The sequence below is a fragment of the Pseudomonas sp. KSR10 genome (assembly GCF_022355455.1).
Taxonomy (GTDB): Bacteria; Pseudomonadota; Gammaproteobacteria; order Pseudomonadales; family Pseudomonadaceae; genus Stutzerimonas; species Stutzerimonas stutzeri_E.
The window spans coordinates 355,669-373,012 of record NZ_JAKOEN010000019.1 but is presented as its reverse complement, the minus strand read 5'-3'; the positions used below and the strand labels follow the sequence as shown (position 1 = coordinate 373,012).

Here is a 17,344-nt window from a genome sequence, read left to right as displayed (position 1 = left end):
CTGACGCGGCATGCTCGGCATGCAGCGTCGGATGGCTTTAGGTCCCGCGCCGAAATTTAACCGAGCAAGGTGGCCCAGCTTTCAACTTCGTCGGAACCCCACTGGGCTTTCCATTCTTTCAGAGTCTTGTGATTGCCACCTTTGGTTTCAATCACTTCGCCGTTATGTGGGTTCTTGTACTGCTTTACGCGGCGCGCGCGCTTGGTAGCTGCTGGCGTCTTTGCGGTGCGTTGTGTTTTGCTATTTCTAGCGTCCGGATCGAGCAGGGCGATGATATCGCGAAGCGATTTTTGATATTCACCCATCAGTTCGCGCAGTTTGCCTTCGAACTCAAGCTCTTTTTTTAGCTTGTCATCTGCAGAAAGAGACTTCAGGCGTTCCTGGAGCTCCTTGATAGCTTCTTCTGTGGCGCGGTATTCATTGATTAGCGACATGTCACTTCCTTGGTATAGGTTGAACGCAAGTGTTAGCAATCATAGACAGCCACCATGCACAAGTAAATATGGCTTTGATAAAGATTAGCTACGGTTTTCTTCCGCTTTTGCGTTGATGGCTAATGTCGCTCAGTTAGTTTCATGAAGGAAAATCGAGACTCTCTTGGAAAATAGCGTCTGGAACGATGCTTGGCTGATATATCGGTACGAAACCCCGCGGTGTTAATCATCCGCCTTGGTTGCGGGGCGGTCTAATTGGCCATGTGTACGGTTGCCTCGAGTCGATAACCTTATTGTTACTGCGCGATGACGGCGTTATCGGTTGCTTGAGCCAGCCTGTAGCAGCGGGCTAAGGCTTGGCCCGACCCAATACTCTGGCTGCAGAATTATTCGCTGCGCTAGAATGCGGCACCTTTTTAAGCTGGAGTTATTTTAATGCGCACGTTCAGGCTGGTTATTGCCTGCCCCGATGGCGTTGGCATTGTCGCCAAGGTCAGCAATTTCCTGGCCACGTACAACGGCTGGATCACCGAAGCGAATCATCACTCGGATCACCAGAGCGGCTGGTTTTTCATGCGCCATGAAATTCGTGCCGACTCGCTGCCGTTTGATCTCGCTGGCTTCCGGCAGGCGTTTGCGCCTATAGCGCGTGAGTTTTCGATGGAGTGGCGGATTACCGATTCGGAACAGCGCAAGCGAGTCGTGCTGATGGCCAGTCGGGAATCGCACTGCCTGGCGGACCTGCTGCACAGGTGGCACAGCGGCGAACTGGATTGCGATATTCCCTGCGTTATTTCCAACCACAACGACTTGCGCAGTATGGTCGAGTGGCACGGCATTCCTTATTTCCACGTTCCGGTCGAGCCGGGGCGCAAGGACGAGGCGTTTGCCGAGGTATCGCGTCTGGTGCGTGAGCAGCAGGCCGATGTGATTGTGCTTGCCCGTTATATGCAGATTCTTCCACCCGAACTGTGTGAAGAATATGCGCAGCGGGTGATTAACATTCATCACAGCTTTCTACCTTCGTTTGCAGGCGCCAAGCCCTACCATCAGGCTTCGCTACGCGGGGTCAAGCTGATCGGCGCGACCTGCCATTACGTGACCGAGGAGCTGGACGCCGGCCCGATCATCGAGCAAGACGTCGTGCGCGTCAGCCATCGCGATAGCATCGAAGACATGGTTCGGCTGGGCAAGGACGTGGAAAAGATGGTGCTATCGCGCGGTCTGCGCTATCACTTGCAAGAGCGTGTGCTGGTCCATAGCAACAAGACGCTGGTATTCAATTAATCGTCGCCGGTGGCGCGGGAGGAATGCATGGTCGATCCGTTGGAGAAGGCTGTCGCGAACGCGCCGCCAATTATTGGGAATGGTTGTACGCAGCGTTACGATCCGGAGCGCCTCGGACCGGAGCTCGGCACCGATTTCCCAGATGCCGAAGCGCTGTGGAAGCATCACCAATCCGCTGCCGAGTTGACGGTCGAATGCACTGTTTCGACGGTTCCGGATGGCGATTGAACAAACATGAACGGGGCACCGGGTGCTGCTCGTTCGCCCTCTGCTTCCCGCTCTGGAGATCGCCAGATGACAGATAATGATCGCTTCGTGCTTGGCGCCGATGCTACCGGTGAACCCAATACTCACCCGCTTCGGCTGATCAATCGTCACGGTTTGGTTGCTGGCGCGACCGGGACTGGCAAGACGGTTACTCTGCAGCGACTCGCAGAACAGTTCAGCGAAGCTGGTATCGCTGTCTTTGCCGCCGACATCAAGGGCGACCTGTGTGGGCTGGGGGCCGTGGGGGCGCCTCAGGGGAAAATCGCCGAGCGCATCGCCAGCATGCCTTGGCTCGAGCATCAACCGCAGGCATATCCCGTCACCCTATGGGACGTATACGGTGTTAGCGGTCATCCATTGCGGACCACCCTCACCGAAATGGGGCCACTCCTTTTGGGTAGCCTGCTCGAACTGACCGATAGCCAGCAGGCTGCGCTCTACGCGGCGTTCAAGGTGGCCGATCGCGAAGGTTTGCTGCTGCTGGATCTGAAGGATCTGAAGTCACTGCTCGGCTACCTCAAAAAGAGTCCCGAGGTGCTCGGCGATGACGCTGCGCTGTTGACCAGTGCGTCTTCCCAGGCACTGTTGCGACGGCTGGCCACCCTCGAGCAGCAGGGTGCCGATGCGCTGTTCGGCGAACCGGCGCTGGCGCTTGAAGACATCCTGGAGCCCGGGCGCGATGGGCGAGGCAGGATCCATCTGCTCGACGCCAGCCAGCTCGTACACCAGGCCCCTAAAGTCTACGCGACATTCCTGCTGTGGTTGTTGGCCGAGCTGTTCGAGCAGTTGCCCGAACGAGGCGATGCGGATCGTCCGCTGCTGGCGTTGTTCTTCGACGAGGCCATCTGCTGTTCAACGACACCCCGAAGGCACTGCAGGATCGGCTGGTGCAGGTCGTTCGGCTGATTCGTTCGAAAGGGGTAGGTGTCTATTTCGTCACCCAGTCGCCGTCCGATCTGCCCAATGAGGTTTTAGCTCAGCTGGGCCTGCGCATTCAGCACGGATTGCGGGCGTATACGATCAAGGAGCAGAAGTCGCTGCGTGCGGTGGCGGAAGGCTTTCGAGCCAATCCTGCGTTTTCTGCGCTGGACTCGCTGGTTGACTTGGGTATCGGAGAAGCGCTGGTCGGAGGGTTGGAAGACAAGGGAACGCCAGCCATGGTGCAGCGTGTGTCCATTGCTCCGCCCCGATCACGCATAGGGCCGCTGGACCAGGATGAAAGGCGCGCCCTGATCGCGAACTCACCATTGCGGGCGCGCTACGATAAGGCCGTGGATCGTGAGTCCGCGTATGAGATTCTGCTCGATCGAGCGCATCGAGCAATAGAGGTCGAGCCGCAGGGGAAAGCTGCAACGGCCAAGAATGACGTAGGGGGCGCCTTCGGCGATCTCGCCGAACGAGTGTTCAAGAGCGCTGTGCGCCAGGCGGCCTCTCAGCTGGGGCGGCAACTGGTAAGGGGCCTGATGGGCTCCCTATTAGGCGGGAAACGTTGACCTGAAATCGAGTAGCTGGCCATTCGATCGCTCGTTGTATTGAGCGTTCGCCCAAGAAAAGTCTTCGCTCCCGATTTATTGGCAGTCGGAAGACTGTTTCGCCATCTCTTTCTCGATCTTTTCCAATTCTTTCTTGAAAACCTGATCGTGGACGGTCTGCTTCTTGCGCCAAGGCTTTCGTTCAGGATCGGGTTGTGCCGCGTAAGTGGTTATCTCGCCCCCGTATACGGTCTTGAACCTGTTGGCCTGTCTTTCCAGTTCGGCACGTAGTTCTTCTTTCGTCACTCTTGAGCTTTTCCTTTTCTTGAAAAATTGACGCCAGCGGCTGGCAAACGGAATGCCGATTGCAGCGCAGTTAGAGAATGTCTGGCGGTTGCTTATTTAATGGTTTGGCTCATGCCATTGCAAGCAGGTCGTGAAAACAAGTGTGTGCATAAGTTAAATCGGCGAATGGCAGGCTGGTGCGCCTGTTGGCAACCTGAAGCAAATAAGAGGCACCGGTGCAGCTTGCGCTCGTCGAAAGACACTGAAATTGGAATCGCACCTGTCACGTCAGTTTTCGCTGTCACAACTATTCTTGCTTGAAGCTTTCCGGTTCAACGCTATTGCGTTCTGACCTGTTCTCAAAAAAAACCGCGCCGGAGGGCGCGGTTTTTGTCATTGCATGGCCGATTCAGCGCGCCGATTGGCTCGCGACTGTATCATGGGCGCGACCATAAACGTCGTCCAGCCGTTCGATGTCGTCTTCACCGAGATAGCTACCCGACTGGACCTCGATAATCTCCAACGGAATCTTGCCGGGGTTGGCGAGCCGGTGAATAGAGGTCACCGGGATATAGGTCGATTGATTTTCGGTCAGCAGGAAGGTCTTGTCATTGCAGGTGACCTGGGCGGTGCCAGAGACGACAATCCAATGCTCGGCACGATGGTGGTGCATCTGCAGTGACAGCTGTGCGCCTGGGTTGACGCAGATTCGCTTGACCTGGAAGCGGCCGCCCATGTCGACCGAGTCGTACCAGCCCCAGGGGCGATAAACCGCGCAGTGGTTCTGCGTTTCGGAGCGCTTCATGGCGTCGAGCTTGTTCACGAGCTTCTTGACGTCCTGAACCTTGTCCTTGTGCGCGATCATGGTCGCGTCTTTGGTTTCGACCACAACGATGTTATCCAGCCCCACGACGGTGACCAGCTTGCCGTTGCCGTGGACCAGGCAGTTGCGGCTGTCTTCGACGATCACGTCGCCTCTGGTCACGTTGCCGTTTTCGTCCTTTTCAAGCACATCCCATAGCGAGGACCAGGAGCCCACGTCGCTCCAGCCGGCGGACATCGGCACCACGCAGGCCAGTTCGGTCTTTTCCATGACCGCGTAGTCGATTGAATTGTCGGGGCAGCAGGCGAAGGTCGCCGGGTCGATCAGTACTTCGTCACCGTTCTTGGCGCTGCGCTCCAACGCAACCCAGCAGGTGTCGTAAATATCCGGGTCGTGCTTCTTCAATTCTTCCAGGAATACGCTGGCGCGGAACAGGAACATGCCACTATTCCAGTAATAGTCGCCTGACTCGACGTATTGCTGGGCACGCGCTTCGTCTGGCTTCTCGACGAAGTTGGTGACACGGTTGACGCCTTCGGGCAGGCCGTTACGCTCGGTATGGTCGCACTTGATATAGCCGTAACCGGTCTCAGGACTGGTGGCAGGAATGCCGAACAGCACCATCTCACCGTTTTCCGCGGCGTTGGTGGCAAGAGCTAGGGAACGCTGGAACGCCTTATGATCTTCGATTACATGATCCGCGGGCAGTACCAGCAGCAGTTCGTCACGGCCATCCTCGATCAATTTCATCGCGGCAATCGCGATGGCTGGGGCAGTGTTGCGGCCGAAGGGCTCGAGCATCAGGCCCTGAATACCCAGCTTGCGTGCCGCCAGTTGCTCCTTGACGATGAAGCGATGCTCCTGGTTGCAAACCAGCAGAGGCGGCTGCATACCTTCAAAAGCGAGTCGTTCGATGGTTTGCTGGAACAGCGTCTGTTCAGCCGTCAACGCGAGGAATTGTTTGGGGAATGCTTTGCGAGAGAGAGGCCAGAGTCGGGAACCGCTACCGCCTGAGAGGATGACCGGAATCATAGTGTTTCTCCTGAATCGTTGAGAAGGGGATTTCTTCTTGTCCATTTGGGCGGCCAGAGGTCTGGTGCTCGCCGTACGCTTCTGAGTCGAGCCTTCAGGCGGCGTGCGCCGTCAAGCTCCGTTCTCCAGCAGGGAAACTGCTTTCGGGGCGAACTGCTTGCTCCGAGCCTGAACGGGGAAATTCTGTCGACTGGCCGATAACCGCCGAAGGTGAAGCTGCGGCACTGATTGCCGCTTTGAAATGGAATGGCTGCAGGCCCCCTATCGATCTGGCGCAGGTGGATGCGCGCTGACTTCGATGGCGTTCCGTCTGACTGGGTTGGTGCGGTTGGCAAAGTGCGATGAGCGTCGACCCTGCTTTGATTCGGCCTGTCTGGCCTCGACTGGTCACACCCGACGATCTCCGAGGATTGTCTTGGCTGACACATTGAAAACTCTGTTGTGAATTCCACTGCACGTTCATGTGCGACGTCCCTTTCCGCCTGGAAATGCCGGTACGCGCTTATGATTGCTGACGCCTTCGGATAGTTCCCTGGGCAATTGCCGCTGATCGGAGAGTTTTTGCGGGTAGGGTCAGCGCACACGCTAGCCCGCATTGCAGACGACACGGGAAATTACAGGCGTGGCAAGTCAGCGATGAATGGTGCTGTGAAATGAATCAGGATCAGAAAAGCTGGAACGGGGAAGAGCAGGAGAACCCCCGCGGCTTTTTTTAACGAGGGGGCGAAAGTGATCCAGTCGACGAGGTTTCAGACATGCGGGTCGCGCAGAAATACCAGATGATCAGCCGATGAATTATCAGGGCTGTAGCGATAGCCATCGTAGTTGAAATGCTTTAGCTGCTCGGGCTGGTGGATGCGCTCCTTGATCACGTACCGGCTCATCAAACCTCGCGCTTTCTTGGCATAGAAGCTGATGATCTTGTACTGGCCGTTCTTCATGTCCTTGAAATCAACGTCGATTATCCGCGCGTTCAAGGCGTTACGTTTTACGGCCCCGAAATATTCATTCGAAGCCAGGTTGAGCAGTACGTCATCGCCCTGTATCGCCAACGCCTCGTTTAGCCAGCCGCTGATACGCTCGCCCCAGAAGGCATACAGATCCTTGCCACGAGCGTTGGGCAGCTTGGTTCCCATTTCCAGCCGATAGGGCTGCATCAGGTCGAGCGGACGCAGAACGCCGTAGAGCCCTGACAGCATTCGCAGATGCTTCTGGGCGAAATCGAAATCCTGCTCGGAAAAATCAATGGCATTCAATCCGGTATAGACGTCGCCCTTGAAGGCAAGGAGCGCCTGCTTAGCGTTGGTCGGGGTGAATTCGGCCGTCCAGCTTCCGTAGCGGGCGACGTTGAGTGCGGCGAGCTTGTCCGAAAGGTGCATGAGTTCGCTGATCTGCTGCGGTGACAGGTCGCGCAGTTGATCGATCAATTGCTGAGCGTGGTCGAGATGTTCGGGTTGGGTGAAGCGTTTGGTCGTCGGTGGGGTGTCGTAATCCAGAGTCTTGGCCGGCGAAATCACCATCAGCATGCATCGGTCTCCTTTAATGTGCGCTGATTTTAGGCGTTAAGCCTGGCCGGGCTCTACCTATGGATTCGATTGAGAAGAAAGGTTGACCTTGCCGCGGCGCAGGGGGCCAAACTTGCTGGTGGAAAAGGAGCAATTATGACCGACTGCAATCATTCTCATTGGGAGCAATCCCATGACTACCGCCCCCTCGAGCAAGGCGCCGAGCGGCAGACCTGGGCCGTAGTGGGACTGACGGGGTTGACCATGGCGGCCGAGATTTTCGCCGGCTACTTGTTCAACTCCATGGCGTTGCTTGCCGATGGATGGCATATGGCTTCGCACATGGTGGCTATCGGCATGGCAGCGATCGCCTATCTCTTGGCCCGTCGCTATGCTCATGATCGGCGCTTCACCTTCGGGACCTGGAAGATCGAGGTCCTGGCGGGCTTCTCCAGTGCGGTGCTGCTGGTGGTGGTGGCGCTGATGATGATCATCGAGTCGCTGTCGCGCTTCTGGTCGCCAGCGCTGATCGGCTTCGATGAAGCGTTATGGGTGGCCGTGATCGGGCTACTGATCAATCTGCTGTCGGCCTGGTTGTTGCGAGATCAGCACGACCACCATGCTCATCACGATCACGATCACGATCACGATCACGATCACGATCACGATCACTCGGAGGCGCCAGGACGTGACCTTAATCGCCATGCTGCATTCATTCACGTGCTGACTGACGCGATGACCTCGGTAGCCGCAATTGTCGCCTTGCTGGGAGGCAAGTATCTGGGCTGGAACTGGCTGGACCCACTGATGGGTATCATCGGGGCGATCGTCATTCTGGTTTGGGCCAAGGGCCTGTTGCGCGACACCGGAAAGGCGTTGCTGGATCGGGAAATGGACGATCCGCTGGTGCGGCGTGTGCAGAGGCAACTGGAGGCGGTGCCCGATACCGAAGTGACCGACCTGCATCTGTGGCGAGTAGGGCGAGCGCAATACAGCTGCATTGTCACCATCGTTACTCACCAAGAGTACTCGGCGGATCGCTACAAGGCCGAACTGGCAGGCTTCTCAGAGTTGGTTCACGTGACCGCGGAAGTGAATCGGTGTGGCAAAAACGCACAGGTTGATTACTCAGCCTAGCGATCCATTAGAGCTGCGCCAAGGGCAATTCGTCATTTACATAAAAAAACCTCACTGGGTAGAAAAAGACTTTTTACTGTCATCTGTTTTGCGGTATTACCTCATCAAGACCGCCGAAACCTGCACTCACAGGTGGCGGCCTCTGGGTGGCCCCAAGCCCCTGCCTCCCAAGTCCGCTCACCTTGCGCACGGTGGTTTTCTCTTCGGCGGAGAGCTTTTGGCCCTCCGTCGTCCCGGCTCCGAAAAGGTGATCGCGTATGGATGATTACGGCAGACCCCGCGCAACGCAGCCCACGCTCTACGTTCTTGATACCAACGTTCTGATTCACGATCCCAACGCGTTATTGAATTTCCAGGAACACCAGGTCGCGATTCCAATGACCGTGCTGGAAGAGCTGGACCAGCTCAAGACTGGCAAGCACTCTGTGGCTGCCGAGTGCCGGCAGGCGATCCGTCTGATCGACAAGGTGCTAGGCGACGCCACCCCCGAAGAGGTCGAGCTCGGCGTGCCGATTCAGCGCGAGAAGAGTGGGCCGTGCGGCAGCCTTTCCATCCTCATGAGCAAGGGCGCTGACTCCAGTGCGCTTCCTGAGGATCTCAACGACAACAAGATCATCAACCAGGTTGTGGACCTGCAGCGGCGTAGGGCTGGCGTTCCGGTGGTGCTGGTGACCAATGACATCAACATGCGACTGAAGGCGCGTGCTTGTGGTGTTGCTTCGGAGGATTACCACACCGATAAGCTGGTAGATGATGTAGGGCAGCTGTCACGTGGCTATCACAGCCTGAGCGGGTCGTTCTGGGATCGCGTCAGCAAGGTCGATACGCATCAGGGGCACGGGCGGACCTGGCATCGTGTTCAGTTGATCGACAACCTGCCAGCGGTGCATGTCAACGAGTTCATCCTCGATGAGCAGGGCTTCGTCGGCTGGATCAAGGGCATCAAGGCTGACGAGCTGCTGCTGCTCGACATGCACCAGGAACCGCTGCTGCACCAAGAAGCCTGGGGCCTGCGGCCGCGTGATATCCATCAGGCCCTGGCGCTGTTCGCCTTGCTCGATCCGGACATTCACCTGGTCAACCTTTCAGGTGCGGCAGGGTCCGGCAAGACCATCCTGGCACTGGCTGCGGCTATCGAGCAGACCGTGGTGAGCAAGCGTTACCGTCGAATCATCGCAACGCGTAGCGTGCAGGGGCTGGACGAGGACATCGGCTTCCTGCCGGGCACCGAAGCGGAAAAAATGGAACCCTGGCTCGGCGCAATCACCGATAACCTCGAGGCGCTGCACATGGACGACGAAAGCACCCACGGCAGCGTGGACTACATCCTGCAGAAGGTGCCCTTGCAGTTCAAATCGCTGAATTACATCCGTGGCCGCAGCTTCCAGCAGAGTTTGATACTGATCGACGAATGCCAGAACCTCACGCCACACCAGATGAAAACCATCATCACGCGGGCTGGCAGTGGGTCTAAAGTCGTCTGTCTGGGGAATCTGGCGCAGATCGATACGCCCTATCTATCGGCCACAAGTTCCGGGCTGACCTATCTCACGGAGCGCTTCAAGGACTTTCCGCACGGCATGCACATTACCCTGCAGGGTGTCCCCCGCTCGATATTGGCGGAATACGCCGAGGCTCATATGTAGCGGCTTCTGGAAGTTGGAAGCCAACCGCGTGCTAAGGCGGTATCGAGCACACTGGCTTCCAGCTTCCAGCTTCCAGCTTCCAGCTGAGCTAAACTCGGGGACCCGACCGTTTCAGCAGGATTGCAAATGCTCACCCACCTCGATTCCCAGGGCAGGGCCAACATGGTCGACGTCACCGCCAAAGCCGTTACGGCACGTGAAGCGGTGGCGGAGGCGAAGGTCCGTATGCGCCCCGAAACCTTGCAGATGATCCAACAGGGTGGACATCCCAAGGGCGACGTTTTTGCGGTCGCCCGTATCGCCGGCATCCAGGCCGCGAAGAAAACCCATGAACTGATTCCTCTGTGTCATCCGTTGCTGCTCACCAGCATCAAGGTCGAGCTGCAACCGCTGGGCGACGACTGCGTACGGATCGAGGCTCGCTGCAAACTGGCTGGCCAGACCGGCGTGGAAATGGGGCGTTGACCGCCGCAAGCATCGCTGCGCTGACGATCTATGACATGTGCAAGGCTGCCGACAAAGGCATGATCGTCGAGGGCATTCGGCTGTTGGAAAAACTCGGTGGAAAGAGCGGCCATTGGCAGGTGCCGGCATGATTCAGGTGCAGTATTTCGCCCGCTATCGTGAGGCGCTTGGGCTCGATGCGGAGCAATTGGAGTGGGATGCCTCTTTGCAACACGTAGACGACCTACGCTTGCTGCTATTGGCGCGGGGCAACGAATGGGCGGTGCTAGGCGAGCAAAACCTGATGTGCGCTCGCAATCAGGAGCTATGCGACCTGGACGAGCCGCTGGCAGACGGCGATGAAGTCGCATTTTTCCCCACTGTGACCGGAGGCTGACCATGGGCGTGCGTGTACAGCAGATCCCTTTCGACCCAGGCGCCGAACTCAACGCGTTACATGCGTCGAACCTCGGTATCGGTGCAGTGACCGGATTTGTCGGTTACGTCCGCGATTTCAACGATGGCCAGGACGTAGCAGGGATGTTTCTCGAGCACGCGCCCGGAATGACGGAGAAGGCATTGCTGAAGATCATTGAGGAGGCAGCCGCACGTTGGCCTTTGCTCAAGCTGGAGATTCTGCACCGGGTCGGACGACTCGAGCCGGGGGAGCCAATCGTCTTCGTCGGCGCCGCCAGCGCCCATCGTGAGGCGGCGTTCGATGGCTGCCGATTCGTGATGGATTACTTGAAAACCCGCGCGCCGTTCTGGAAGAAAGAAGACACCCCGTCAGGCCCGCGTTGGGTCGAAGGCCGCTGCAGCGATCAGGCTGCGGCGCAGCGGTGGGATCAGTCGTAGTGGGTCAGCCAAGCTAATGAAGTACACGACTTATTTCAGCTAAGGCATTCGCCGGACAGCACTGATTGGGTTCAGAAACATGTGGCGGGTTTGAACGGCGATTGCGCAAGGCAATAAAAAAGGCGAAGCCATCAGTGGCTTCGCCTTTTTTACTGCCATAGTTAGGTGCTATTGGTGTCTAACGCTTGGGCGGGACGGGAGCCAGAAGTTCGGCTGGAGGCATCTCACAGCTGATCTTGCGTCCTAGCAATGTTTCGATCGCCGGCAAGGCAAAGGCGTCATCCTCGCCGGCGAAGCTGATCGAGGTTCCGGTGGCGCCGGCCCGACCGGTGCGGCCGATGCGGTGCACGTAATCGTCAGGCACTTCCGGCAGGGTGAAATTGATTACGTGGCTGATGCCATCGACGTGAATGCCACGGCCCGCGACATCGGTCGCCACCATGACGCGAATCTTGCCCTCGCGAAAGCCTTCCAGTGCGCGGATACGTTTGTGCTGGGGTACGTCGCCAGACATCTGTACGGCGCTGATTCCGTCGCGGGTCAGGCGTTCCTCGATACGGCGAACCTCGTCCTTGCGGTTGGCGAATACCATCACGCGGGTCCAGTCGTTCTGAGTGATCAGGTTGTAGAGCAGTTTGTATTTATCGCTGCCCGCTACGGCGTAAACGTGTTGCTCGACGGTGTCGCTGGCCACATGTTCCGCTTCGATTTCAACGATCGCCGGGTCAGTGGTCCACTGTTTGGCCAGATTCATCACGTCTTCAGTGAAGGTGGCGGAGAACAGCAGTGTCTGGCGTTCGCTCTTCGGCGGGGTTTGGCGGATGATCTGGCGAACCTGTGGAATGAAGCCCATGTCGAGCATGCGGTCGGCTTCATCAAGGACCAGTACCTCGACCATGTCCAGGTGCACTTCGCCGCGCTGGTTGAAATCCAGTAGCCGCCCCGGTGTGGCAACCAGAATGTCGCAATAGCGACTTTCCAGCGCTTTGAGTTGCTTGTCGAAGTCCATTCCGCCGACGAAGCTCATCACGTTCAAACCGGTGTATTTGGTCAGGTTCAGCGCGTCGTTGGCAATCTGCACCACCAGTTCGCGTGTCGGCGCGATGATCAGCGCGCGAGGCTCACCCATGTAGCGGTCGCTGGGTGGTGGGGTTTGCAACAACTGGGTGATCGTCGAGATTAGGAACGCAGCGGTTTTGCCGGTGCCCGTCTGGGCGCGACCGATCGCATCACTGCCTTTGAGCGTGAAGCCCAGAACCTGCGCCTGGATTGGTGTGCAGTAAGGGAAACCGAGATCGTGGATGGCGTGCATCAGCTCGGGGGCGAGCTTGAAGTCGTGAAAACGGGTCTTGCCCTCGGCTGGCTCGACTTGGAAGTCTTCCAGTTTCCAAGCTGGCGCGGGTGGTGCGGCGGGTTTGCGTGAACGCTCCCGGCGGGGCTTGGTTTCCGTTGCTGCAGGTGCGTCCGCTCTCGCTTCGAGTTGCGCAGGCGTATCGGTAGGCTTCGAGGTGTCGCTGGCGGGCTGGGCGGTAGGTAGCTCTGCCGGGCCTTTGCCAAAGATTTTCTTAAGTGCTTTGAGCACGGTTTCTTCTCTGTCTAAAAAGGTTCGCCCGCCAGTGTAATGCAAGAAGCAGATACGGCGAAGACTTGCTCAGGCCGGCACTGCGGTTGCCCGGGGCGCGCTGCACATGCTGCGCCTGCTTAGCCGCACACGCGGTTTCGTCCTTGCGCCTTGGCTTGGTAAAGCGCTTGGTCGGCAACCTGGATCAGCGCTTTCAAATCGTCGTTGGGCTGCATCGGTGCAACACCGATGGAAATCGTCACGCCAGGCAAGATGCCTATCGGCGAACGGAAGGAGGTGATCTCATCGAGGCTCTGGCGCAGGCGCTCGCCGACCCCGCGCGCATCCCACAGCGCCATATCGGGAAGCAGAATCACGAACTCCTCTCCACCGTAGCGCACCAGGCTGTCCGTTGGACGGAGCAATTTCCCCAAGGTGTCGACAACCAAGCACAAGGCATGGTCACCGGCTAGGTGGCCATGCTTGTCGTTATAGTCCTTGAATCGATCGACATCGAGCATTAGGAGGGAGAGGGGTTGGTTATTGAAAACGCAGCGGGCGCTCTCGCGGTTATAGATGTGTTCGAGCCAGCGCCTATTGAAGGATCCGGTGAGGGTGTCGACGTTGGCGTTCTGCTCGCTATTGATGATCAGCCGGTCACTCAGGCGAACCCGCTGGCAAAGCAGTTCGGCAAGGTTCTGCATCAGCTTGGGCGAGCGGGTGAGCAGTTGCATCGAACGTCGATGCAGCCGCAGCAGCACCGAGGGTTCGAGGGCAACGACATAGGCTGACGGCGGCAGGTTGTCCATGAAGCTGATCTCACCCGCACAGTCCCCAGGCCCGATGGCTCGTACTGGTTGACCGTCGAGTGAATCGAGATGGACGGCAAGCTCGCCATCGAGCACTAGGTAGAGGTAATGGTTGTGCTCGAGCGGCGAAAGCAGGATATCGCCGGTTGCGATCAGGCATGGCTCGAAGGCCTCCTGGAGCAAGCGCAGGCAGGGCTCGTCAACATGGTCCAGCAAGCGCGCTCGCTTGAGGTGCTGCTTTTCAGCCCGCCATTCGGCAAGCCTCATGACCGCAACATCCAGTTGGATGACCTCTTCGTCATGACTATCGCTGCGCCCCGTGACTACTGGCTGGGTCGGCCCCGTCTGGCCGCGATGAGCGCTGCAACAGCAGGCGCATCGAGATAGTGTCCACCCATGCAAAGCGTAGCCTTATTTGACCGTACGGACAGGCGTGCGGCGTCACATTTCTTCGATGCCCCGCCCGCCGTAATGCCGATCAATCGAGACGTGCAGCGAGCCAGTCGCCTATGTCGCGAATCTCGTCCGGCACCACTTCGTGAGCCATTGGATATTCGCGCCACTCGGCTGCGATCTGATTTTGTACCAGGCAATCGTAAGCGGTACGTCCCATCGCGGACGGAACGACATCGTCGTCCGAACCATGCAGGCAGAGGACCGGCAGGCTTTGCTGCAGTGGCGACAGGCCAAGATCGGCGCCGAAAGTGGGTGCATAGGTAGACAAGGCCAGGACGCCACCGAGCGGGCCGGCCCAGCGCAGGAACGCGGTGTGATAGACCACGGCGCCGCCTTGAGAGAAGCCAGCTAAAAAGATGCGTCGAGGATCGATGCCGCTATCACGCTGCGCCTCGATCAGCGCTATCACAGTCTGTGCCGACTGTTCGAGCTGTGCCTGATCGATCGCCCGCGCCGGGCTCATGGCGAGGATGTCGTACCAGCTTGGCATCGCCCAGCCGCCATTGATGGACACCGCTCGGGTCGGCGCCTGGGGCAACACGAAGCGTGTCCTCAGTAGCCGCTGCTGCAGAGCCTCGGCTACAGGTAGAAAGTCATAACGATCAGCGCCGAGGCCATGTAGCCAGATGACGCATGAGTCGGCGGTTGTTTCCGGTTCGATGATCAGGGGGGCACTCATGTCAGGCTCCGTCTGGGGCGATCGCCTCATATTGGGGCGGTCGCGAAGGGTAGATGCAGCAATATGCGGCGAGAGTACCTTTACGAGGGCTCTCAATGAAGCGGGCAGGCGCGCCGAGTGCGCGCTGAAGGATTGGTATGCCGCTTGCTTTGCTCCGATGCGTCATATGTGCCGGTGTCGTCTGCGTCCTTGCAGACAAGCGCATCGGGAGGAGTTGCCGATAATCAATCGGCGGCTAGACTCAGGTCAGGTTCTTCTGCCGCAGCGGTTGACGCGTGTCGACTGGCCCGCGGCAACGCTGTAGAAGACCCCGACCCCGCAGAATAAAAGCAAACTGGAGGTTTCGATGATAAGGGTTAAATCCACACTGGCCGTGCTTGGTGCCGCGACACTTTTGGGCACCAGCGGCTTGGCGCAGGCAGGGGCGACTCTGGATGCAGTAAAGAGCAAGGGCTTCGTGCAGTGCGGCGTCAGCGACGGGCTGCCGGGCTTTTCCTACACTGACGCCAAGGGCGAGTACAAAGGAATCGATGTGGATGTCTGCCGTGCGGTAGCGGCTGCGGTATTCGGCGATGCAGAAAAGGTCAAGTTCAGTCCGTTGACCGCCAAGGAACGCTTTACCGCTCTGCAATCGGGCGAAGTCGATGTGCTTTCGCGGAACACGACCTGGACCAGTTCGCGGGACGCGGCCATGGGGCTTAACTTTACCGGGGTTACCTACTATGACGGGCAGGGCTTTCTGGTAAACAAGGAGCTCGGCGTATCCAGCGCTAAGGAGCTCGACGGTGCCACAGTCTGCATTCAGGCGGGGACCACCACCGAACTGAACCTCTCCGACTATTTCCGCGCCAACAACCTCAAGTACACCCCAATCACTTACGACACCTCCGACGAAAGCGCCAAGTCGCTGGAATCCGGTCGCTGCGATGTGCTCACCTCCGACCAATCGCAGTTGTACGCGCAGCGCATCAAGCTGGCCAAGCCGGACGCCTATGTCGTGCTACCCGAAGTCATCTCCAAGGAACCGCTCGGCCCGGCCGTGCGTCAGGGGGACGAGGAGTGGTTCGATATCGTGCGCTGGTCGTTGCTGGCGATGGTCAATGCCGAGGAGTTGGGCGTGACTGCTGCTAACGTCGAGGAAACCGCCAAGAGCACCAAGAACCCTGACGTGGCGCGTCTGCTCGGAGCGGAAGGCGAATACGGTAAGGACCTGAAGCTGCCCAAGGATTGGGCAGTGCAAATCGTTAAACAGGTCGGCAATTATGGCGAGGTGTTCGATCGCAACGTTGGTTCCGGTAGCGAGCTGAAGATCGAGCGCGGACTGAACGCGCTTTGGACCAATGGAGGTCTGCAGTACGCACCTCCGGTGCGCTGACCACGCCGGGCCAGCGGGAAGCTGGCCTTGTTTCAAGGATGAGTGTTGCCGGTGCGCCCGCATCGGCAGCGCCGTATGAGGTTTCTTGATGCGAACCATCGCCAAAACGGGGGCAGCGCGCGGCTCGCTGCTCACGGATCCGCAGGCACGTGCCTGGGTGTTCCAGGTCATCGCCGTCATCACAGTAGTAGGGATCGGCTGGTTTTTGTTCGACAATACCCAGACCAATCTTGCCCACCGGGGCATTACTTCAGGCTTCGGTTTTCTCGACAACGCTGCCGGTTTCGGCATCTCCCAACATCTAATCGACTACAGCGAAAGCGATTCTTATGGACGCGTATTTTGGGTCGGCTTGCTCAACACGCTTCTGGTCAGCGTCATCGGGATTATCCTGGCGACTATCATCGGATTCATTCTTGGCGTCGCCCGATTGTCGCCGAACTGGTTGATCCGCCAGATCGCCACTGTCTATATCGAGACATTCCGCAATATCCCGCCGCTGCTGCAGATCTTTTTCGTCTACTTCGCCGTGCTCAGCCCGTTGCCGGGACCGCGTGACAGCCTGAGCTTGTGGGACATCATTTTTGTCAACAACCGTGGCGTGCAAATGCCTTCACCGAGTGCGGGGGAGGGCTTCTGGCCGTTCTGGATTGCGATGTTCCTGGCGCTGGTGGCGATCGTCATGCTCAACCGCTGGGCTCGGGCCCGACGCCATGCCACGGGACAGATTTTCCCGGTGTTCTGGAGCAGCCTGGCACTGTTCATCGCGGTGCCGGGGCTGTCCTCGTTGCTCTTCGGCGGGCCGTTCCTATGGGAAATCCCCGAACTGCAGCGGTTCAACATCCGTGGCGGTTGGGTGGTAATCCCTGAGCTGGTGTCGATCGTGCTGGCGCTGTCGATTTATACCGCCGCATTCATTGGTGAAACCGTAAGAGCGGGCATCCAGTCGGTCAGCCATGGACAGACCGAAGCGGCGGCGTCGCTCGGGCTCCGGCCCGGCCGTGTGCTGCGCCTGGTCATCATTCCCCAGGCACTTCGGGTGATCATTCCGCCGCTGACGAGCCAGTACCTCAACCTGGCGAAGAATTCGTCGCTAGCGGCTGCGATCGGCTATCCGGACATGGTCTCGCTGTTTGCCGGCACGGTGCTCAACCAGACCGGACAGGCGATCGAAACCATGGCCATTACCATGAGCGTGTACCTCGCCATCAGCATCAGCATTTCGCTGTTGATGAACTGGTACAACAAGCGCATCGCGCTGATCGAGCGGTAAGGAC

At 58.3% G+C, this 17,344-nt stretch carries 15 protein-coding genes and 2 pseudogenes; 10 read left to right on the top strand and 7 right to left on the bottom strand.

Annotation, left to right across the window (positions count from 1 at the left end; translation table 11 throughout):
- Positions 1–56: 56 nt before the first annotated feature.
- Positions 57–434, bottom strand: coding sequence for a histone-like nucleoid-structuring protein MvaT (gene mvaT / locus MCB86_RS10675; RefSeq protein WP_045160939.1), 378 nt, complete (start codon positions 432–434; stop codon positions 57–59).
- Positions 435–869: 435 nt separating this feature from the next.
- Between mvaT and purU the strand changes: the two genes are divergently transcribed.
- The 3 genes and pseudogenes from purU (at position 870) to MCB86_RS10660 (ending at position 3,481) form a co-directional block, all read left to right on the top strand.
- Entirely contained in the window at positions 870–1,721 is an 852-nt protein-coding gene (gene purU, locus MCB86_RS10670; protein ID WP_025240687.1) for a formyltetrahydrofolate deformylase, read from the top strand.
- 27 nt (positions 1,722–1,748) lie between these two features.
- A complete protein-coding gene (locus MCB86_RS10665) occupies positions 1,749–1,949 on the top strand; it encodes a hypothetical protein (protein ID WP_045160941.1) in 201 nt (66 codons plus the stop codon).
- A 66-nt stretch (positions 1,950–2,015) separates the two neighbouring features.
- Positions 2,016–3,481, top strand: a pseudogene (locus tag MCB86_RS10660) (helicase HerA-like domain-containing protein).
- Positions 3,482–3,556: 75 nt separating this feature from the next.
- On the opposite strand, the gene MCB86_RS10655 reads toward MCB86_RS10660, so the two are convergent.
- The 3 genes from MCB86_RS10655 to yaaA form a co-directional block, all read right to left on the bottom strand.
- Entirely contained in the window at positions 3,557–3,766 is a 210-nt protein-coding gene (locus MCB86_RS10655) for a hypothetical protein (RefSeq protein WP_239610833.1), read from the bottom strand.
- Positions 3,767–4,154: 388 nt separating this feature from the next.
- On the bottom strand, positions 4,155–5,600 hold the full coding sequence (locus tag MCB86_RS10650; protein ID WP_045160944.1) for a mannose-1-phosphate guanylyltransferase/mannose-6-phosphate isomerase: 1,446 nt from the start codon (positions 5,598–5,600) through the stop codon (positions 4,155–4,157).
- A gap of 749 nt (positions 5,601–6,349) precedes the next feature.
- Entirely contained in the window at positions 6,350–7,126 is a 777-nt protein-coding gene (gene yaaA, locus MCB86_RS10645) for a peroxide stress protein YaaA (RefSeq protein ID WP_239610832.1), read from the bottom strand.
- Between the two features lie 135 nt (positions 7,127–7,261).
- Between yaaA and dmeF the strand changes: the two genes are divergently transcribed.
- The 5 genes and pseudogenes from dmeF to moaE all read left to right on the top strand — a co-directional run bounded on the left by dmeF (position 7,262) and on the right by moaE (position 11,187).
- Positions 7,262–8,242: a CDF family Co(II)/Ni(II) efflux transporter DmeF gene (gene dmeF, locus MCB86_RS10640; protein ID WP_239610831.1), complete on the top strand. Its 981-nt coding sequence runs from the start codon at positions 7,262–7,264 to the stop codon at positions 8,240–8,242.
- A 257-nt stretch (positions 8,243–8,499) separates the two neighbouring features.
- Complete coding sequence (locus MCB86_RS10635) at positions 8,500–9,888, top strand: PhoH family protein (RefSeq protein WP_239610830.1); 1,389 nt, start codon at positions 8,500–8,502, stop codon at positions 9,886–9,888.
- A 126-nt stretch (positions 9,889–10,014) separates the two neighbouring features.
- Positions 10,015–10,484 (top strand): annotated as a pseudogene (gene moaC / locus MCB86_RS10630) (cyclic pyranopterin monophosphate synthase MoaC).
- Complete coding sequence (locus MCB86_RS10625) at positions 10,481–10,729, top strand: MoaD/ThiS family protein (protein ID WP_239610829.1); 249 nt, start codon at positions 10,481–10,483, stop codon at positions 10,727–10,729. Before moaC ends, MCB86_RS10625 begins: the two are co-directional and overlap by 4 nt.
- Positions 10,730–10,731: 2 nt before the next feature.
- A complete protein-coding gene (gene moaE / locus MCB86_RS10620; RefSeq protein ID WP_239610828.1) occupies positions 10,732–11,187 on the top strand; it encodes a molybdopterin synthase catalytic subunit MoaE in 456 nt (151 codons plus the stop codon).
- Between the two features lie 178 nt (positions 11,188–11,365).
- Here the strand turns inward: moaE and rhlB are convergent, their stop codons facing one another.
- The 3 genes from rhlB to MCB86_RS10605 all read right to left on the bottom strand — a co-directional run bounded on the left by rhlB (position 11,366) and on the right by MCB86_RS10605 (position 14,692).
- Entirely contained in the window at positions 11,366–12,769 is a 1,404-nt protein-coding gene (gene rhlB / locus MCB86_RS10615) for an ATP-dependent RNA helicase RhlB (protein WP_045160950.1), read from the bottom strand.
- A 119-nt stretch (positions 12,770–12,888) separates the two neighbouring features.
- Complete coding sequence (locus MCB86_RS10610) at positions 12,889–13,824, bottom strand: GGDEF domain-containing protein (RefSeq protein ID WP_239610827.1); 936 nt, start codon at positions 13,822–13,824, stop codon at positions 12,889–12,891.
- Positions 13,825–14,035: 211 nt separating this feature from the next.
- Positions 14,036–14,692 (bottom strand): alpha/beta fold hydrolase, encoded by a 657-nt coding sequence (locus tag MCB86_RS10605; protein ID WP_239610826.1) that lies wholly within the window; start codon positions 14,690–14,692, stop codon positions 14,036–14,038.
- Positions 14,693–15,038: 346 nt separating this feature from the next.
- Here MCB86_RS10605 and MCB86_RS10600 point away from each other — a divergent pair, with 346 nt between their 5' ends.
- Both MCB86_RS10600 and MCB86_RS10595 read left to right on the top strand, forming a co-directional pair.
- Positions 15,039–16,067, top strand: coding sequence for an amino acid ABC transporter substrate-binding protein (locus tag MCB86_RS10600; protein ID WP_045160953.1), 1,029 nt, complete (start codon positions 15,039–15,041; stop codon positions 16,065–16,067).
- 88 nt (positions 16,068–16,155) lie between these two features.
- Positions 16,156–17,340, top strand: coding sequence for an amino acid ABC transporter permease (locus tag MCB86_RS10595; RefSeq protein WP_239610825.1), 1,185 nt, complete (start codon positions 16,156–16,158; stop codon positions 17,338–17,340).
- The last annotated feature ends 4 nt before the right edge of the window (positions 17,341–17,344 follow it).